The sequence below is a fragment of the Latilactobacillus parafuchuensis genome (assembly GCF_055271665.1).
This window is the reverse complement of sequence record NZ_CM143875.1, coordinates 890,376-905,860: the sequence shown is the minus strand read 5'-3', so window position 1 is coordinate 905,860 and position 15,485 is coordinate 890,376. Positions and strand designations below refer to the sequence as shown.

15 protein-coding genes are annotated in these 15,485 nt (G+C 42.5%); 2 read left to right on the top strand and 13 right to left on the bottom strand.

The genetic code is table 11. The features are described 5' to 3' along the window. Positions 1 to 99 precede the first annotated feature (99 nt). Positions 100 to 957, bottom strand: a complete 858-nt coding sequence (locus ACVPPQ_RS04630) for a hypothetical protein (RefSeq protein ID WP_463496042.1) — start codon at positions 955 to 957, stop codon at positions 100 to 102. A 108-nt stretch (positions 958 to 1,065) separates the two neighbouring features. Between ACVPPQ_RS04630 and nrdI the strand changes: the two genes are divergently transcribed. Beyond that, positions 1,066 to 1,530: a class Ib ribonucleoside-diphosphate reductase assembly flavoprotein NrdI gene (nrdI, locus tag ACVPPQ_RS04625; RefSeq protein WP_463496040.1), complete on the top strand. Its 465-nt coding sequence runs from the start codon at positions 1,066 to 1,068 to the stop codon at positions 1,528 to 1,530. Here the strand turns inward: nrdI and ACVPPQ_RS04620 are convergent. The 9 genes from ACVPPQ_RS04620 to rsmG all read right to left on the bottom strand — a co-directional run bounded on the left by ACVPPQ_RS04620 (position 1,527) and on the right by rsmG (position 8,733). Then, entirely contained in the window at positions 1,527 to 2,195 is a 669-nt protein-coding gene (locus ACVPPQ_RS04620) for an HAD hydrolase-like protein (protein ID WP_463496038.1), read from the bottom strand. The two genes, nrdI and ACVPPQ_RS04620, sit on opposite strands and share 4 nt — an antisense overlap. 385 nt (positions 2,196 to 2,580) lie before the next feature. Next, positions 2,581 to 3,351, bottom strand: coding sequence for a prolyl oligopeptidase family serine peptidase (locus tag ACVPPQ_RS04615; RefSeq protein ID WP_463496036.1), 771 nt, complete (start codon positions 3,349 to 3,351; stop codon positions 2,581 to 2,583). A 39-nt stretch (positions 3,352 to 3,390) separates the two neighbouring features. Further along, on the bottom strand, positions 3,391 to 4,068 hold the full coding sequence (locus ACVPPQ_RS04610) for a DUF1129 domain-containing protein (RefSeq protein WP_463496034.1): 678 nt from the start codon (positions 4,066 to 4,068) through the stop codon (positions 3,391 to 3,393). A 17-nt stretch (positions 4,069 to 4,085) separates the two neighbouring features. Then, the gene (gene ychF / locus ACVPPQ_RS04605; RefSeq protein WP_463496336.1) at positions 4,086 to 5,186 is read right to left on the bottom strand and encodes a redox-regulated ATPase YchF; all 1,101 of its coding nucleotides are present in this window, start codon (positions 5,184 to 5,186) and stop codon (positions 4,086 to 4,088) included. Positions 5,187 to 5,209: 23 nt separating this feature from the next. After that, complete coding sequence (locus tag ACVPPQ_RS04600; RefSeq protein ID WP_463496032.1) at positions 5,210 to 5,458, bottom strand: DUF951 domain-containing protein; 249 nt, start codon at positions 5,456 to 5,458, stop codon at positions 5,210 to 5,212. A gap of 14 nt (positions 5,459 to 5,472) precedes the next feature. Beyond that, positions 5,473 to 6,348: a ParB/RepB/Spo0J family partition protein gene (locus ACVPPQ_RS04595; RefSeq protein ID WP_463496031.1), complete on the bottom strand. Its 876-nt coding sequence runs from the start codon at positions 6,346 to 6,348 to the stop codon at positions 5,473 to 5,475. After that, positions 6,338 to 7,105, bottom strand: a complete 768-nt coding sequence (locus ACVPPQ_RS04590) for a ParA family protein (protein WP_025082785.1) — start codon at positions 7,103 to 7,105, stop codon at positions 6,338 to 6,340. Before ACVPPQ_RS04590 ends, ACVPPQ_RS04595 begins: the two co-directional genes overlap by 11 nt. A 12-nt stretch (positions 7,106 to 7,117) precedes the next feature. Further along, complete coding sequence (gene noc / locus ACVPPQ_RS04585; RefSeq protein ID WP_463496029.1) at positions 7,118 to 7,993, bottom strand: nucleoid occlusion protein; 876 nt, start codon at positions 7,991 to 7,993, stop codon at positions 7,118 to 7,120. Further along, positions 7,993 to 8,733: a 16S rRNA (guanine(527)-N(7))-methyltransferase RsmG gene (gene rsmG / locus ACVPPQ_RS04580; RefSeq protein ID WP_463496027.1), complete on the bottom strand. Its 741-nt coding sequence runs from the start codon at positions 8,731 to 8,733 to the stop codon at positions 7,993 to 7,995. The genes noc and rsmG overlap by 1 nt, the downstream gene beginning before the upstream one ends. Positions 8,734 to 9,100: 367 nt before the next feature. Here rsmG and ACVPPQ_RS04575 point away from each other — a divergent pair, with 367 nt between their 5' ends. Next, positions 9,101 to 10,441, top strand: a complete 1,341-nt coding sequence (locus ACVPPQ_RS04575) for a nucleobase:cation symporter-2 family protein (protein WP_463496025.1) — start codon at positions 9,101 to 9,103, stop codon at positions 10,439 to 10,441. A 52-nt stretch (positions 10,442 to 10,493) separates the two neighbouring features. On the opposite strand, the gene ACVPPQ_RS04570 is transcribed toward ACVPPQ_RS04575, so the two are convergent. The 3 genes from ACVPPQ_RS04570 to ACVPPQ_RS04560 are packed head-to-tail and all read right to left on the bottom strand — an operon-like array spanning position 10,494 to position 15,480. Next, the gene (locus ACVPPQ_RS04570; protein ID WP_463496023.1) at positions 10,494 to 11,660 is read right to left on the bottom strand and encodes an ROK family protein; all 1,167 of its coding nucleotides are present in this window, start codon (positions 11,658 to 11,660) and stop codon (positions 10,494 to 10,496) included. Between the two features lie 50 nt (positions 11,661 to 11,710). Beyond that, positions 11,711 to 13,984, bottom strand: coding sequence for an alpha-xylosidase (gene yicI, locus ACVPPQ_RS04565; RefSeq protein WP_463496021.1), 2,274 nt, complete (start codon positions 13,982 to 13,984; stop codon positions 11,711 to 11,713). After that, positions 13,981 to 15,480, bottom strand: coding sequence for a glycoside hydrolase family 1 protein (locus ACVPPQ_RS04560; RefSeq protein WP_463496019.1), 1,500 nt, complete (start codon positions 15,478 to 15,480; stop codon positions 13,981 to 13,983). Before ACVPPQ_RS04560 ends, yicI begins: the two co-directional genes overlap by 4 nt. Between the last annotated feature and the right edge of the window lie 5 nt (positions 15,481 to 15,485).

Here is a 15,485-nt window from a genome sequence, read left to right as displayed (position 1 = left end):
GCTCATCCGTTTGCATTTTGTTGAACAATCGGTTGTTATCTATCTCACAAAAAGCGATAAGTAATTGATAACGTGCTTTTAAGTTGCAACAACCTCCGCTTAACCTCTTTGTGGCATTAATTTAGCGAACAGCCAAACAATGGCACCCGCCACTAAACCAATCAGACTGAATTGACTGGCCACGGCTAAAACGTCTAATCCATAATTCGTCACAATTTGGCTGAAGTTGCCAGCCCGTTGCGCGACCGCTGCAATCAAACCACTATATTTAACGATTGCGGTCAGTAACCATAGTAATAAACCGGCCCAAGCAAAAGCGGCCCCTAGGCTCCCAAAGACAATCTTAAAATGCTGACTGATCGCAAATTGGACTATAATTAAGACAATTCCCATGATAATCGCAACCCACATCATGATTGAAACCACCATTTTGACCGTCTTCATTTCAGAAGCTAGTGGTGTTAAATAAGGCGTTTGAATTTCAGTCTCTAAATAAGTTTTGACGGGCGCTTGAACCGCAGCGACAGCCGTCGTCACCAATGATTTCAGCAAACCACTACCTGGAATCGCTGTGGTTAAATGTCCCGCCATTTGGCTAATCACTTGATCGGTATCTAGCGGATTAGCCTTGCCGGCGTAGATATTCGTAACGGTCGTTTTTAAATCCGTTTGAACGTTATTCTCCGTTAACATTTTAACTTGAACACTTTGTGGTAGCCCATTTTTTTGAGCGGCATCTAATAGCATCACGTTGATTTCGTTAGTCACCGTCGTTAACGTCGCTGGCTTCTGGAGTTGTTCTTGCGTAAACGATTCTTTTAAGACGGTTTGATTTAGAATTAACCCCCCAATCCCAAAGAAAACACATAGGAAGATTAAAAAAGTTAAGGTCCGACTCAACCCTCTATTGGGGCGTTTAACGGCTTTACCCGCTTGTACTCGACTAATTGGTTCCATATATAAACATCCTTCCTGTCTCGGTTCATTCAAAACAATAAAACTATGATTTATTCAAATTAAATGCTAAAGTGAAGTTATTCAGACTGCCTGGAGGTTCTTACAATTATGACTAATCTATCGATTTTATATATTTCACTTGCTGGTAATACCCGTTCTTTCGTCAATGACCTACAAGAATATGCGAACGAGCAACATCAAATCAACCCGGCGCGGCCAACGATTACCTTAACCGAAATCTCAGATGCCACCCCACCTAAAGCCGAAACGGCACCGTTCTACGCCTTTGTACCGACCTATTTGGACGGCGGCAATGGTATCGATAACGGGGTTAAAGAATTAATGACCAATAGTCTTGGTGAATACATCGACTACGCTGATAACGCCAGTTTATGTCGTGGCATTGTTGGCAGTGGCAATCGTAATTTCAACGAACAGTATTGTTTAACGGCTAAACGTTATGCGCAACAATTTGACGCACCATTTTTAGCCGACTATGAGCTTCGTGGCACGTCTAAAGACGTCGCGCGGGTCTATACATTACTGGTCGCTAATTTACATCAGAGCCATTAAAATTGCAAGGTTTTCGGTAAAACGGTCACTAAATCAGTCGGTTGTGCGACAATTGCCAGCGCACCGGCTTTTTTGAGTTCTGCGGTACTGCCATAACCGTAACTAACGCCGACGGCTGGTATTTGGTTGGCTTTTGCGCCTAAAATATCATTTTGGCGATCGCCGACCATCACTAAAGATTCCGATTGGGCGGATAAGCCCATTGCATTAAGCGCGTAAGTAATCACGTCTGCTTTTTTGACCCGGGTGGTTTCATCGACACTCGCCCCATACACGCCACTAAAATAACGGTCCAAGGCTAGATGCTTAATAATTTTTTGGGCAAACGGTTCCGGTTTCGACGTTGCAATTGCGAGTTGATAATCCTGTGCTTGCAGCTCAGCCAAAGTTTGAATCATGCCCGGATAAAGTTCGTTTTGGTATAAGCCAGTTGGTTCATAATAAGCTTGGAAGGTTTTAATCGCATGTTGCGTCGCCACTTCATCCAATCCGAAAGTCGCCATAATCGTTTCGTTTAACGGTGGGCCGATGAACTTCAATAACGCAGCCGTGGTTTGTGTTGGTAACGCTAATTCTTCAATCATGTATTCCAAAGAATTCAAAATACCGGTTTGCGAATCCGCAATGGTACCGTCTAAATCGAATAAAATGGTGCCTTTTGTCATCATACCAACCTCATTTTCTTTATGCAGTAACCCTATTCTAGCACATTCTAGAATCCTTAAACTTTCCTTATCCTTTTTTTCATAAATCTATAAAGTTCTGTTCACACAATCTTCACAAATTCCCATTATAGTAATGAGTATAGAAAAGCGATACTTTTCTATTTCATACTACTTAACTTTTTCATTTTACTCCTCCAAAGTAAAATAACGGTGAGGTCAAACTTACCGCACAGGCTGTTCCCCCAAAACAGACCTGTGAAACCCTTACTCCTTTTTAGATCTTCGGATCTACAAAAAAGTCGGTCCCCCCAAGACCGGCTTTTTTGTTGCGCTCAAATCAAAAAAGCAACCACCAACCTTGAACGGTTTTGGTGGTTGCTTTTGGTTAATCCTGATTTAATAAATATTTTTGCATCATCGTAACGGTATCCAGTTGGGCTTGATCAGAGACTTTATGTTGTCCCTGATCTTCCGTTGTTAAGCTGACGTTAGCCGTCGCCGGATCAGTTGCGACCAATGATTCAACAAACTGGGCCGTAAACTGATAAGGCACCATTGGATCGGCCGTCCCGTGATAAAAATGCAAGGGTCGGCCGGCTAAACGGTCCGCATTCAACGATAAATCATAAGCCGCTAACTGCGTTAATGTTGTTTGAATCGCCTCTTGATACTTGGTTTGTACGTCGGTCGGAAACTGGGCGACCTGCCATTTCGCAAACGCGACCGGCATCGGTGCACCAATCTTATCGACCCCGACTTTGACGTTTGGATACTGGGTCATGATCGCATCCGTCGTAATCCCGCCCATCGAGGTCCCAGTGACCCCAATTTGTTGCGGATCAACTAACCCTTCAGCAGCTAATTGCTCAACTAACTGACCAAATTCAGTGACCGATTGCATCACAATTTGCCAAAATTCGAGCATCAATTCGGAAAATAATTGATGACCGTGGCGTTGACCATGATATTTCGCATCTGGTAAGATTACCCGCAAACCAGCTTTGGCTAAGAAATTGGCCAACATTAATTCGGATTCTTTACGATGCGTCCAACCATGGTAAACAAAGACGGTTGGTAATAGCGTTTGTTCTTGGCCGCTAGGGGCCACAATTAAAGTACTAATCGCGCCAAATTGGCGTTCTTGAATGGTAATCATTTTTTTGACCCCTTCTGATTAATCATTGCCTGGGAAATATTAGCCGAAGAATGTCCCAGTAATTTTAAATCGGCGTTTAAGGTAAATCCGGACCCCGATTAAGAGTGCTGCAATCACGATTTGAACGATTGATGGCACAACTGGATTTAAGACGGCTGGAATTAAGATGGTGACGCCGTAAGCCGCTACGAATAATAACGTCAAGCCGACGACAATCAACGCCATCTTCCAGAATGGTGGCCGTTGATCTTTAGGCATTTGTGTATAGCGCATTGGATACGTCATAATCACGCCAGCTAAAACCGCTGTAATCACGATCGATGTAATCCCAATCCCGGTTGCGTTACCCTTCGCAAAGTACGCACTAATCCCGTTAATCGCCAAATACATAATTAAGAAAATCAACCCATTATCTAGCATTTGTAATTGAATTGAGGTTTTAACGGGCGCTTTAGGCGCGTGTAATAAACTATTAATTTTAACCGTCACTGACCCGTATAATTGGTTAGCTGGTTGACCTTTATGTTGCGCCGTCAACATTTCGGGTAACATTTCGGTTAACATCGCCGTTTGTTGTTCCTCTGAAATGCCTTCCGCCTGCAATGCCCGTTTAAATTTAAATAAATAATCCGCATTTTTCTTACTTAACTTCGCTGATAGTGCCTCGATATCAACCACTGGCACTTCAGGGACTTGTTTTGCTACTTCTTTCGTCAACTGACTTTCCTCCTCGATTAAACGTTGAATCTAAATTCAATAATGTCGCCGTCTTGAACGTCGTATTCTTTACCTTCTGAGCGCAAGCGGCCCGCTTCTTTAACAGCTTGCATTGAACCGTATTGATCTAAATCGGCAAAAGCGACCGTTTCAGCCCGGATAAACCCGCGTTCAAAATCAGAATGAATCACACCGGCCGTTTGGGGGGCTTTCATGCCTTGTTTAAAGGTCCAAGCACGCGTTTCTTTACCACCAGCCGTGAAGAAGGTTGCTAACCCTAATAGATGATAAGCCGCGCGAATCAGCTTATCTAAGCCGGGTTCAGTGACGCCTTCAGCTTCTAAGAATTCAGCCTTATCAGCATCGTCTAATGACGCAATTTCTTCTTCGGTACGAGCAGAAATCGCAATCACTTCAGCGCCTTCTTTAGCTGCGAATTCCCGGATTTGTTGCACATAATCGACACTATCAGGGTCGGCCATGGCTTCTTCGGCAATATTAGCAACGTATAAAACGGGTTTAGAGGTCAATAAGAAGAATCCTTTGACCATTTTAGCTTCATCTTCGTTGAAGTCGATTGAACGGACTGAACCGCCTTCTTCTAAAACGGGTTTAATTTTCTTCAAAACGTCAAATTCAGCTAACGCTTCTTTATCTTTAGTCCGCGCAACCTTTTCAACTCGTGCGTAACGCTTTGTCACGCTCTCTAAGTCCGCCAAACTCAATTCGAGGTTAATCGTATCAATATCATCTAACGGATCAACAGTGCCCGTTACAGACGTAATATTGTCATCATCAAACGCGCGCACCACGTGGACAATCGCATCGACTTGACGAATATTTTCTAAGAACTTATTGCCTAAACCTTCACCCTTACTAGCGCCTTTAACAATCCCGGCAATATCCGTAAATTCAAAAGTCGTGGGGATAATTTTCTTAGCGGGCACAATTTCTTGAATCCGCGCCAACCGTTTGTCTGGGACTTCCACCATGCCGACGTTTGGATCGATCGTGGCAAATGGGTAGTTGGCCATTTCGGCACCCGCTTTAGTAATCGCGTTAAATAACGTTGATTTTCCGACGTTGGGTAACCCAACAATTCCTGCAGTTAATGACATATTTTCTGACACTTTCCTTTACTCTAAAAATTTGTTTGGTTCGGACCTTGTTGCATGACTTGATAATGGGGTTCGGTGCTTTGTTCGACCGCTTCAGCCGTCGTTAACACCTTTTTAAGCTTCTTATCAAATTCACGTCGCGGTAGTAGAACGGCATGGCCGCACCCCATACATTTAATCCGGATATCCATGCCGAGACGCACGACTTCAAACCGGTTCGTCCCGCAAGCGTGTTGTTTCTTCATTTGGACTAAATCACCTAATTGATACATGTGGATACTCCCATCTAATCAATATTGACATCTAGCAACGATAAAATCCGGTTCAAATCGTCGACCGTTTGATAATCAATTTCAATTTTGCCCCGGCCCTTGCTATTAATCGCAATATTGACCTTCGCATCAAATTTATCGACTAGTTGATTTTCACTGGCTTGGATATACGGTGATTTAATCTTAGTTTTAGTGACTTTCGTCGCTTTGGTTTGGTTCATTTGGTTGACCAACTGTTCAAGTTGTCGAACCGTTAAGCCTTCCGTAATCGTCCGTTTGGCTAAAGCGCTAATTTGCGTTTTCTTCTTGAGCGCTAATAACGTCCGCGCTTGACCCATCGACAAATCACCATTTTGTAAAAGTTGTTTAACATCGGCGGGTAAGCCCAACAATCGTAAGTAGTTAGCGATGTAGGGCCGGCTCTTGCCCAGTCGTTCTGACACTTCAGCTTGCGTTAAATTAAGTTTTTTAAGTAACGTTTCGTACGCTTGGGCTTCTTCTAACGGTGATAGATCTTCCCGTTGTAAATTTTCAAGGACGGCGACTTCCATCATTGCGGCTTCATCAAATTGACGCGTAATCGCTGGAATCGTTGATTTACCCGCTAATTTAGACGCTCTAAAGCGCCGTTCACCGGCAATAATTTCGTAGCCGTTAATACTTTTACGCACGATAATCGGTTGAAAAACACCTGACTTTTTAATCGAAGCGGCTAATTCATTTAACGCCACTTCATCAAACGTTTTCCGGGGTTGGTAAGGATTGGGACGAATATCGGTTAGCGTTAATTCTTCCACTAATTCATCGTCACGGTTTTTATTAGGCCCTTCGAACGCGGAGAAAACGGCGTCTAATCCGCGACCTAAGCCTTTTGAATTTCTATTGACCATTAGCGGCTAGCACCTCCTTCGTCAAACTCTGATAAACTTCAGCCCCTCGTGATTTAGCATCGTAATCCACGATCGACATCCCGTGGCTAGGTGCTTCAGCTAAGCGGGTATTCCGCGGAATAATCGTATCATAGACGCGATCACCGAAATACTTGCGAACTTCTTCAATGACTTGTGCCCCAAGATTCGTCCGGGCATCATACATCGTCAATAAGACCCCTTCAATCGCCAAATTGGGATTAAAGTGTTTTTGAACCAAGCGAACAGTATTCAATAATTGGCTTAACCCTTCTAAGGCGTAATATTCACTTTGAACGGGAATTAAGATTGAGTTGCTCGCCGTAAAGGCATTGATCGACAATTGACCTAATGAAGGTGGGCAGTCAATCAACACGTAATCATAATCTTTCAAAACAGGTTCTAACCCTAATTTCAAACGCATTTCGCGCGCCATTTGGGCCGTCAATTCGATTTCAGCACCGGCGAGTTGAATCGTCGCGGGGACAATGTCTAATCGTTCATGCGCGGTGTGGATAATCGTTTCGGCTAACGGATATTCATCAACGAGGACATCGTAGATATCTTTGCCAACTTGCGCCTTTTGAACGCCAATCCCACTCGTGGCATTGCCTTGTGCATCGGAATCAATAATTAACACCCGGTGACCTTCATCGGCTAAACAAGCGCCTAAATTAATGGTCGTCGTCGTTTTACCAACGCCGCCTTTTTGATTTGCTATTGAAATAACGTGTGCCATTATGCAACCCTCCTATTTCTTAGGAATTTCGATAATCATCCGGTAAACATCATCTTGGTCTTCTTCAGTAGTCTTAACGGTAATCCCACTTTTTTCAACCAATTGAACTGATTTTTTAATCGTATTAACCGCAATTCGTGTATCGTGTCCGACGTTCTTTTCTTTTTTCTGGGCCGTTTTTTTAGTCGTCTTTTTAGTTTCAGCGACAGATTCGTCAGCCGCCACTTCTTCGGCTGGTGTTTCTTCGACTGGATTGACGATCCCGTCAACTACCGCTTCAGTATCTTTAACGGTTAATTTATCCGCCAAGATTTGGTGGAGGACCATTTGTTGTTTGAATTCATCTAATTTTAAAAGGCTCCGGCCATGACGTTCAGAAATTTCATGATTCATAATTGCGTCTTGAACGGGTTGGGATAATTTCAAAAGTCGTAACTTGTTAGCGATGAATGATTGGCTCTTACCCATTTTTTCAGCTAGGCTTGCTTGGGTAAAATCATTGAGCGTCATTAAACTCTTGTATGCGTCCGCTTCTTCAACCGCGGTTAATTCTTCACGTTGTAAGTTTTCAATCAACGCCATCGAAGCCGTTTCGTGATCGTCCATTGTTTCCACGATTGCGGGTAGTTCAGCCCATTTTAACGATTGAATCGCTCTAAATCGGCGTTCACCCGCAATAATTTCAAATTGATGATTCTCATATTCGCGCAAGATAATCGGTTGTAACAAACCATGTTGTTCAATCGTACTGGCTAATTCTGCGATATTTTCAGTATTAAATACCTTCCGGGGTTGGAAACGGTTGGGCACGATTGACGCGACCGGGACCATCACCACCTGCTTAATATGTTTGTCGTCTTTTTTCTTACCAAAAAATGAAATTGCCATTATTTTTCCTCCTTAGCCATTAACGGTTTTTTAACCGGTACACCAGCGCGCCGCGGATATTTATCCGGCGTTGATTGAATTTTATCAATGATGATAATGTGTCGTGAATCGTTGGTTTCTGGTAACGTCAACGCAATATCGTCAACTAACCGACCACCAAGCACGGTTAATGCGTAATCCGCATCCGCCAGTTCAGTCGCACTTTGACTCGCCTTTAACGCGATAAATTGCCCGCCGACTTTGACGGCTGGTAAACAGAATTCTGCTAAAACATTCAATGAAGCGACTGCACGGGCCGTCACGATGTCGAATTGTTCCCGGTACGGACTCTTAAGCTGGCTAAACAGTTCCGCTCGATCATGCACTAAGCGGACGTCGGTTAAACCAAGTTCTTGGACTAATTCTTCTAAAAAATGAATCCGTTTATTTAATGAATCAACAATTGTAATTTTAAGTTGGGGAAATAAAATTTTGATAGGTAACGACGGAAAGCCCGCACCAGCACCAATATCACAAATACTTAACGGTTCGCTGCGCAATTGATTGAGATAGAGCGCCGGCGTAATTGAATCGTAAAAATGTTTTAAATAGACGGCTTCTCGTTCCGTAATCGCCGTTAAATTGACGTTTTGATTGACGGCGACTAACCGTTCAAAATAACGCGCAAACTGGTCGGTTTGTTTTTGTGAAACTGGAATATCATGAGCTTTTAGCGCTGCTACAAAGGCGGTAGGTGTCATTATTTCTCCTTATATATCGAGTTAATTAATCATCGTAAATCGTGGAACAATAATTGTTTCACACATACATTTTAGTTTAACCTACTTATTATTAAAAAACAAGGTTCAGGCAGAGCGATTTGTTGTTTCATGTGAAACGTCACTTATCCGTAAATTAAGAACAATCAGTCCCTTAATCACAATCAACATTCATTAAGAAAACCCTTTTACATCAATCAAATCGACGATTACCCATAGAAAACGAACAATCCCGATTATCTAAGATTGTATATTCGCTTTTTACTCAAATTTTAATTTGAAGTCACCAATAGCGTGTGCTAAACTGAATGTTAAACAAAATTTAAACAACGATACGGAGGGACACTTTGTGGCAGATATTCAGTCCGACTCAGTGCAAACAAATCACCCAGCACCAAAACTTTCCCATATAAAGGCAGCCATCCTTGGTTTACAACATCTATTAGCCATGTATTCCGGCGATGTGCTCATTCCGCTTTTAGTCGGGGCAGCACTGCATTTTAATGCCGCTCAAATGACCTACTTAGTTTCTGTTGATATTTTTATGTGTGGGGTCGCAACCTTACTCCAATTAAAACGGACGCCACTCACGGGGATTGCCTTACCAGTCGTCCTCGGCTGTGCCGTCGAATACGTCGCGCCTTTAACGGCGATTGGTACGAATAGCCAACTCGGCATCGACGTCATGTACGGTAGTATTATCGGCGCCGGCGTCTTCATCCTTTTAGTTTCAGGCCTGTTCGCCCGACTTCGGTGGCTTTTCCCACCAGTTGTTACGGGTTCATTGATTACTTTAATTGGGTTTACCTTAATTCCAGTCGCCTTCCAAAATTTAGGCGGTGGTGATTTAACCGCTAAAACTTTCGGGAGCATGCCCAACTTAATCGCCGGTTTTGCCACGATTGCTTTAATTCTCATTTTCAGTATCTGGGGCCGCGGCTTCGTTCAACAAATCGCAATTCTGATCGGCATCATCGGTGGCACGCTAGTCGGCGCGGCCATCGGATTGGTCTCACTTGATCCAGTTGGTCAAGCCAGCTGGTTTAAATTACCGCAATTATTCTATTTCGGCACCCCCCGCTTTGAATGGTCCTCAATCGCCTCGATGTCACTCGCTGCTTTAACCACGATGATCGAATCCATCGGCGTCTTCTTCGCACTCGGCGAAATCGTCGGTCGCGATATTACGAGTGATGATTTAAAACGTGGTTTCCGTGCTGAAGGGATTGCCGCCATTCTTGGTGGTCTGTTCAATACCTTCCCTTATTCAACTTTCTCGCAAAATGTTGGGATCGTCCAATTATCCGGGATTAAAACGAAAAAACCCGTTTATTATTCAGCCTTCTTCTTAATCTTCTTAGGCCTCTTACCTAAGATTGGGGCGGTTGCGACAATTATTCCGTCATCCGTTTTAGGCGGCGCAATGGTCGTGATGTTCGGAACGGTCGGCATTCAAGGGATTAAGATGTTACACAAAGTTGATCTTGATGATAACCGCAACCTGCTCGTTTCAGCCGTCTCAATTGGCTTGGGTCTCGGGATTGCGATTCATCCAACCTTACTCCAAGGCTTACCAATCAGTGTTCGGACAATCTTAGGTAACGGCCTAGTCGTCGGTAGCTTGAGTGCTGTCATCTTAAACTTATTATTTAACTACAAATCATTACTTGCTAGTCGGCATAATGCATAAATAAAGCCCAAAAAGGCGCTATTCCAGTTGGAATAGCGCCTTTTTCCATGACTTAACGTGTCATATTAAACGTCAACTCGCCACTCTTCATCTCTAGTAGGTGGTGAATCATCATTGAGCAGCCACCTAATAATGAACATTTACGAACATCATCTACCACATCAAGAATCACTTTATGCTGCGTGATTTGTTCGATATTACCGCGAATTTGACTCATTAATTCTGGCAGCTGTTCGATTAACTCTGATTTAATCGCAAGTCGATCTGGACTAACCGTCACAACTAAATTATAGATAGCAGTTGCCACATACTGACAGAATTGTTGTAAATATTCTTGGACAATCTGATCGCCGGCTCGATATCTAGTAACGATTGCTTCAATGCCAAGATCATTATCACCAAGCCTTTTCAAGATGGCGGTTTCAGCATAAAGCGCTTCAGCTTTAATCAGCTTAGGCTTACCTGGTTTGTCATCGGCGGCTACCAAGAGATGCCCAATTTCACCGGCCTCACCATGTAAACCCGTGTATAACTGATTATGAATAATAATGCCAGCACTGATGCCTTCGTTAATGCTGATACAAACTATATTTTCGGTCTGTTCTCGAGCAGAAAAATCACGCTCATAAATCGCAGCTAAATTCGCTTCATTTTGTAAAATGACGGGGACCGATAATCGACTTTCCAGGATTTGAGCAATATCAAGCCCCTTAAAATCAAAAAACGGTGATTCAACCACTTTATTCCGATCAACTATGCCGTGGATAGCAACTGCGACACCGGCAAGCGGAATCGGTTCAACAACTGAACTCAAATTATTCTGAGCCCGATATGAAGTCACTAAATCGATAATATCGCCAAGAATAAACTCCGCTGATCTAGAAGGATTCACCCGTTTCATCGTTATAATGGTGCCATCCATTCGATTTGCCATAATATCGACAAAGTCAGGACCAAAATCAACACTGAGGATATAACCCATATCTCGATTAAATTTTAGAATGGTCGGTTTTCGACCACCACTATGCGTACTATCTCCTTGCCCTTGTTCAACCAGATACCCTTTGTTCATTAAATCCACGACTATTTCAGAAACCGTCACTTTATTCAGTCCGATATTCTTTGAAATTTGACTACGCGAAATAGCACCTTGACTAAAGACTTCTTGCAAGATTCGTTTTTCATTTCTCATCCGTAGTAAACTTTTATCATTCTGCATATGACCGTCCTCTTTTGGTACTTATGATTAATCAATTTAATTCAGCTTGGCTAGAAAATAACTTCCCCAATATTCTTTTTGAAAGCAAATCGTTTAGTCTGACCTTGCTCATGGATAACCAACTTAAAATCGGCTAGTTTAGTTGATATAATCTGAACACCTTGTTCACTGACGTTAACAGTAACTGTATCTATGATTTTACCATACTCATCCGTCAAATTTTGTTTATGCTGACCATTCGTGACATTATAAAGATGAATCGTCGGATTTTGACAATAATCATAAACAGCGGTTTCATCATGTTCGCCCCTAATCAAGACTGTATTGGGCCGAACTAGCAACGGTAGATGCATGTAATCGTACACCTCTGTGTACCAACAACCACTCTTATACGTTTTTTCAGTCAATAAGTCGGTCCAAACACCGGTCGTTTCAGGAATATAAAAAGTACCCGTTCCTTCACTGTTAAAAATAGGCGCCACTAATAGGCCATCACCCAACATATATTGTTGGTCTAAAGATTCGGTGTTGCGGTCATCTGGAAATTCTAAAACCATTGAGCGCATCATTGGGTAGCCAAATTTATGCGTCTTTTGAGCTTGCGCCATTAAATACGGCATCAACGTTAATTTTAGTTTGGTAAACTTAGCCGAGACGGCGACCGCTTCCTCACCATACAACCATGGCACCTTATATTGCGTACTACCATGATAGCGACTGTGTGATGATAATAAACCAAACTGCGTCCATCGTTTATATAAATCTGGATCTGCTTGGTCTTCAAACCCAGATATATCGTGGGCCCAGTAACCAAAGCCGCTCATCCCAAATGACAAACCAGCTCGTAATGATTCTGCCATAGAGGCGTAGTTTGATGAGTTGTCGCCACCCCAATGAACTGGGAATTTTTGAGAACCAACCGTTGCAGAACGCGCGAATACAACGGCTTCTTGTTCACCTTTCACACGTGCCGTGACATCATAGACGGCTTCATTATAAAGCAATGTATAGTAATTATGCATTCGTTCGGGGGCCGATCCATCAAAATAGTTAATATTTTCAACTGGAATTCGTTCGCCAAAATCAGTCTTGAAGCAATCAACACCTAGATTTAGAAGGCCTTCAAGTTGTTTTTCATACCAATCTTTAGCAGCTGGATTCGTAAAATCAACAATCCCCATGCCCGCCTGCCATTTATCCCATTGCCACACGGAACCGTCAGTTTTTTTGATTAAATAACCCTTTGCAGCGGCTTCATCAAACAATGGTGATTTTTGCGCAATATACGGATTAATCCAGACACAAACTTTAATATTGCGATCATGTAATTGTTTGAGCAGTGCTGATGGCTGTGGGAATTTGCGTTTATCCCACGTAAAATTACACCATTCCAATTCTTGCATCCATAAACAATCAAAATGAAAAACGGAAAGTGGAATATTGTGTTCTGCCATGCCATCAACAAATTCAAGCACGGTTTTCTCATCATAATCGGTGGTGAATGACGTTGATAACCATAATCCGAAGGTCCAGGCAGCGGGTAGCGCTGGCTTGCCGGTTAAATCAGTGTAGTGGGTCAAGACGTCTTTCATGTTGTCACCGCCGATGACTGAATAAGTCATTTCTTGACCGGGAACACTGAATTGAACGCGTGACACTTTTTCACTAGCCACTTCTAAACTAACTTTTTGGGGCGTATCAATGAAAACGCCATAGTTTCGATTAGATAGATAAAACGGAATATTTTTGTAAGCTTGTGCGGTTCCAGTCCCACCATCTTGATTCCAGATATCGACAGTTTGACCATTTTTAACAAAATTACTAAACCGTTCACCCAGTCCATAAATCTTTTCATTCACGTTTAAAACCAGTTGTTCAGCAATATAGTCTTGCTGATTAGCATCCGTGACAAGGGCTTTCGCTTGGGTCGTCGATTTCGTCAGTAATTTATCTTGGTAATAATAGGTAAACCCGATTTGATCACCCAGGTCAATTTCGAGCCTTAAATCACCGCTTTGATAACAACATTTTTGAGCTGTCATTTCGATAATCGGTTTCACATGATTCGTATTTAATTCAAATTCTGGTCCTTGTTTAATCCCACCGCTAAAATGGCAAAGTTTAGTTGTAATAATATCCGGACGCGGGGTCGTCACTTCAATTGTCATTAACCCACCATCAAGCGTATCACCCATCGCCTGAATTTTTCTAAATGGTGCATATAGGGTTAATTTCTCCCCATCGTTTTTAACGTCGTAAATATTTTGCGCATATTCAACTGAATAACCGTCTTTGACTAACCAGCCACCATTTAAATACTTCATTCTGAATCCTCCTTGGGATTACTTTTAGGCATTATTTGAGTGCCATTAGTTGCGATTAATTTTTGATACCAATAATAACTTTTTTTAGGAATTCGAGCGAGCGTTAATTCCGACTCATCGTTCCTGTCGATATAGACAAAACCATACCGCTTCTTATAGCCATTCAACCAGCTCAATAGATCGGTAAAACTCCATGCACAATAACCAATAATATCGACACCATCGGTCATTGCGGCTTTCATGGCCAAAATATGTTTATCAAGATAATCAATTCTATATTGGTCATCGACTTGACCATCTTTTAATTCATCAACGGCCCCTAACCCGTTTTCAGTCACAAATAACGGTAGTTGATATTTTTCATAGATTTGTCTGAGTGCAATCCGGAAGCCAACAGGATCAATCTCCCAACCCCAATTAGTTTTCTTTAAATACGGATTGGTCACTGAATTAAACATTCTAACCTCAGGTGTCTGGGCCTGATTATCTTTCGGTTGCATTAAGTAAGGGTCAATTGCTGAAAAATCCTTTTGTACCGAATTATCCTGTGCCACGGGTTTTTGAATGCGATTCGTTTGAACCGTCCCCCCGTGATAATAATTAACGCCCAAATAATCTGGTTTAGCAGATTTCAATAATTTCTGGTCAGCTTCGGTGACTTCAGGTGCAACCCCCATTTTTTGAAGTTGTTTCATCAAAAAATAAGGATATTCCCCCCGACAATAAACATCTAACCACCAGTTATTATTGAAATCGTCGGCATTAATTGATGCTAAAACATCATTCGGGTCGCCCGTCAACGGATAGGCTGGTCCGTAACCAAAACTGGGACCGATTTTACCATTAGGCACGACTTGATGAAACAGATTAATCACTTCAGCGTTGGCCAAATTGACAACGTGATTAGCCGCAAACATCCGTTTTATATTAGAAACCTTTGGCGGATGCATTTCCCAACGATACCCCATGCTCGTAAATACATTTTGCTCATTAAAGGTCACCCAGTAAGTCACGTCATCTTTAAAAGCATCAAATAATACCCGACAATATTTGCTAAACGCCGGAATAATGGCCCGTGATTCCCAACCATTATATTTATCCTGTAGCGCCTGGGGTAAATCCCAATGATACAACGTCAAAACCGGTTCAATGTGGTGTTTCTTTAATTCTTGGATTAGATGCCGGTAAAAAGCGATACCCGCTTGGTTAACCACACCTTCCCCATCCGGAATAATCCTAGTCCACGCAACTGAGAAGCGATAAGCTTTCAAGCCCATCTTCGCCATTAAAGCAACATCTTCGTCAATCCGATGATAGTGATCAATTGCGACATCACCAGTCGTGCCTTGATACGTATTTCCAGTGGTGTGCGCATATTCATCCCAAATCGACAATCCTTTACCATCAGTTTGATAAGCACCTTCAATCTGGTAAGCCGCACTGGCTGCACCCCATAGAAAATCCTTAGGAAACTCATCTAGTTCATCATAATACATCTTGC

Excerpts from the sequence above, each read along its gene's own strand:
- noc (WP_463496029.1), bottom strand. The coding sequence starts at position 7,993 with ATGGCAATTTCATTTTTTGGTAAGAAAAAAGACGACAAACATATTAAG.
- ACVPPQ_RS04600 (WP_463496032.1), bottom strand. The coding sequence starts at position 5,458 with ATGTATCAATTAGGTGATTTAGTCCAAATGAAGAAACAACACGCTTGC.
- nrdI (WP_463496040.1), top strand. The coding sequence starts at position 1,066 with ATGACTAATCTATCGATTTTATATATTTCACTTGCTGGTAATACCCGT.
- ACVPPQ_RS04560 (WP_463496019.1), bottom strand. The coding sequence starts at position 15,480 with ATGTATTATGATGAACTAGATGAGTTTCCTAAGGATTTTCTATGGGGT.
- ACVPPQ_RS04615 (WP_463496036.1), bottom strand. The coding sequence starts at position 3,351 with ATGATTACCATTCAAGAACGCCAATTTGGCGCGATTAGTACTTTAATT.
- rsmG (WP_463496027.1), bottom strand. The coding sequence starts at position 8,733 with ATGACACCTACCGCCTTTGTAGCAGCGCTAAAAGCTCATGATATTCCA.
- ychF (WP_463496336.1), bottom strand. The coding sequence starts at position 5,186 with ATGTCATTAACTGCAGGAATTGTTGGGTTACCCAACGTCGGAAAATCA.
- ACVPPQ_RS04570 (WP_463496023.1), bottom strand. The coding sequence starts at position 11,660 with ATGCAGAATGATAAAAGTTTACTACGGATGAGAAATGAAAAACGAATC.
- ACVPPQ_RS04630 (WP_463496042.1), bottom strand. The coding sequence starts at position 957 with ATGGAACCAATTAGTCGAGTACAAGCGGGTAAAGCCGTTAAACGCCCC.
- ACVPPQ_RS04595 (WP_463496031.1), bottom strand. The coding sequence starts at position 6,348 with ATGGTCAATAGAAATTCAAAAGGCTTAGGTCGCGGATTAGACGCCGTT.
- ACVPPQ_RS04620 (WP_463496038.1), bottom strand. The coding sequence starts at position 2,195 with ATGACAAAAGGCACCATTTTATTCGATTTAGACGGTACCATTGCGGAT.
- ACVPPQ_RS04590 (WP_025082785.1), bottom strand. The coding sequence starts at position 7,105 with ATGGCACACGTTATTTCAATAGCAAATCAAAAAGGCGGCGTTGGTAAA.
- yicI (WP_463496021.1), bottom strand. The coding sequence starts at position 13,984 with ATGAAGTATTTAAATGGTGGCTGGTTAGTCAAAGACGGTTATTCAGTT.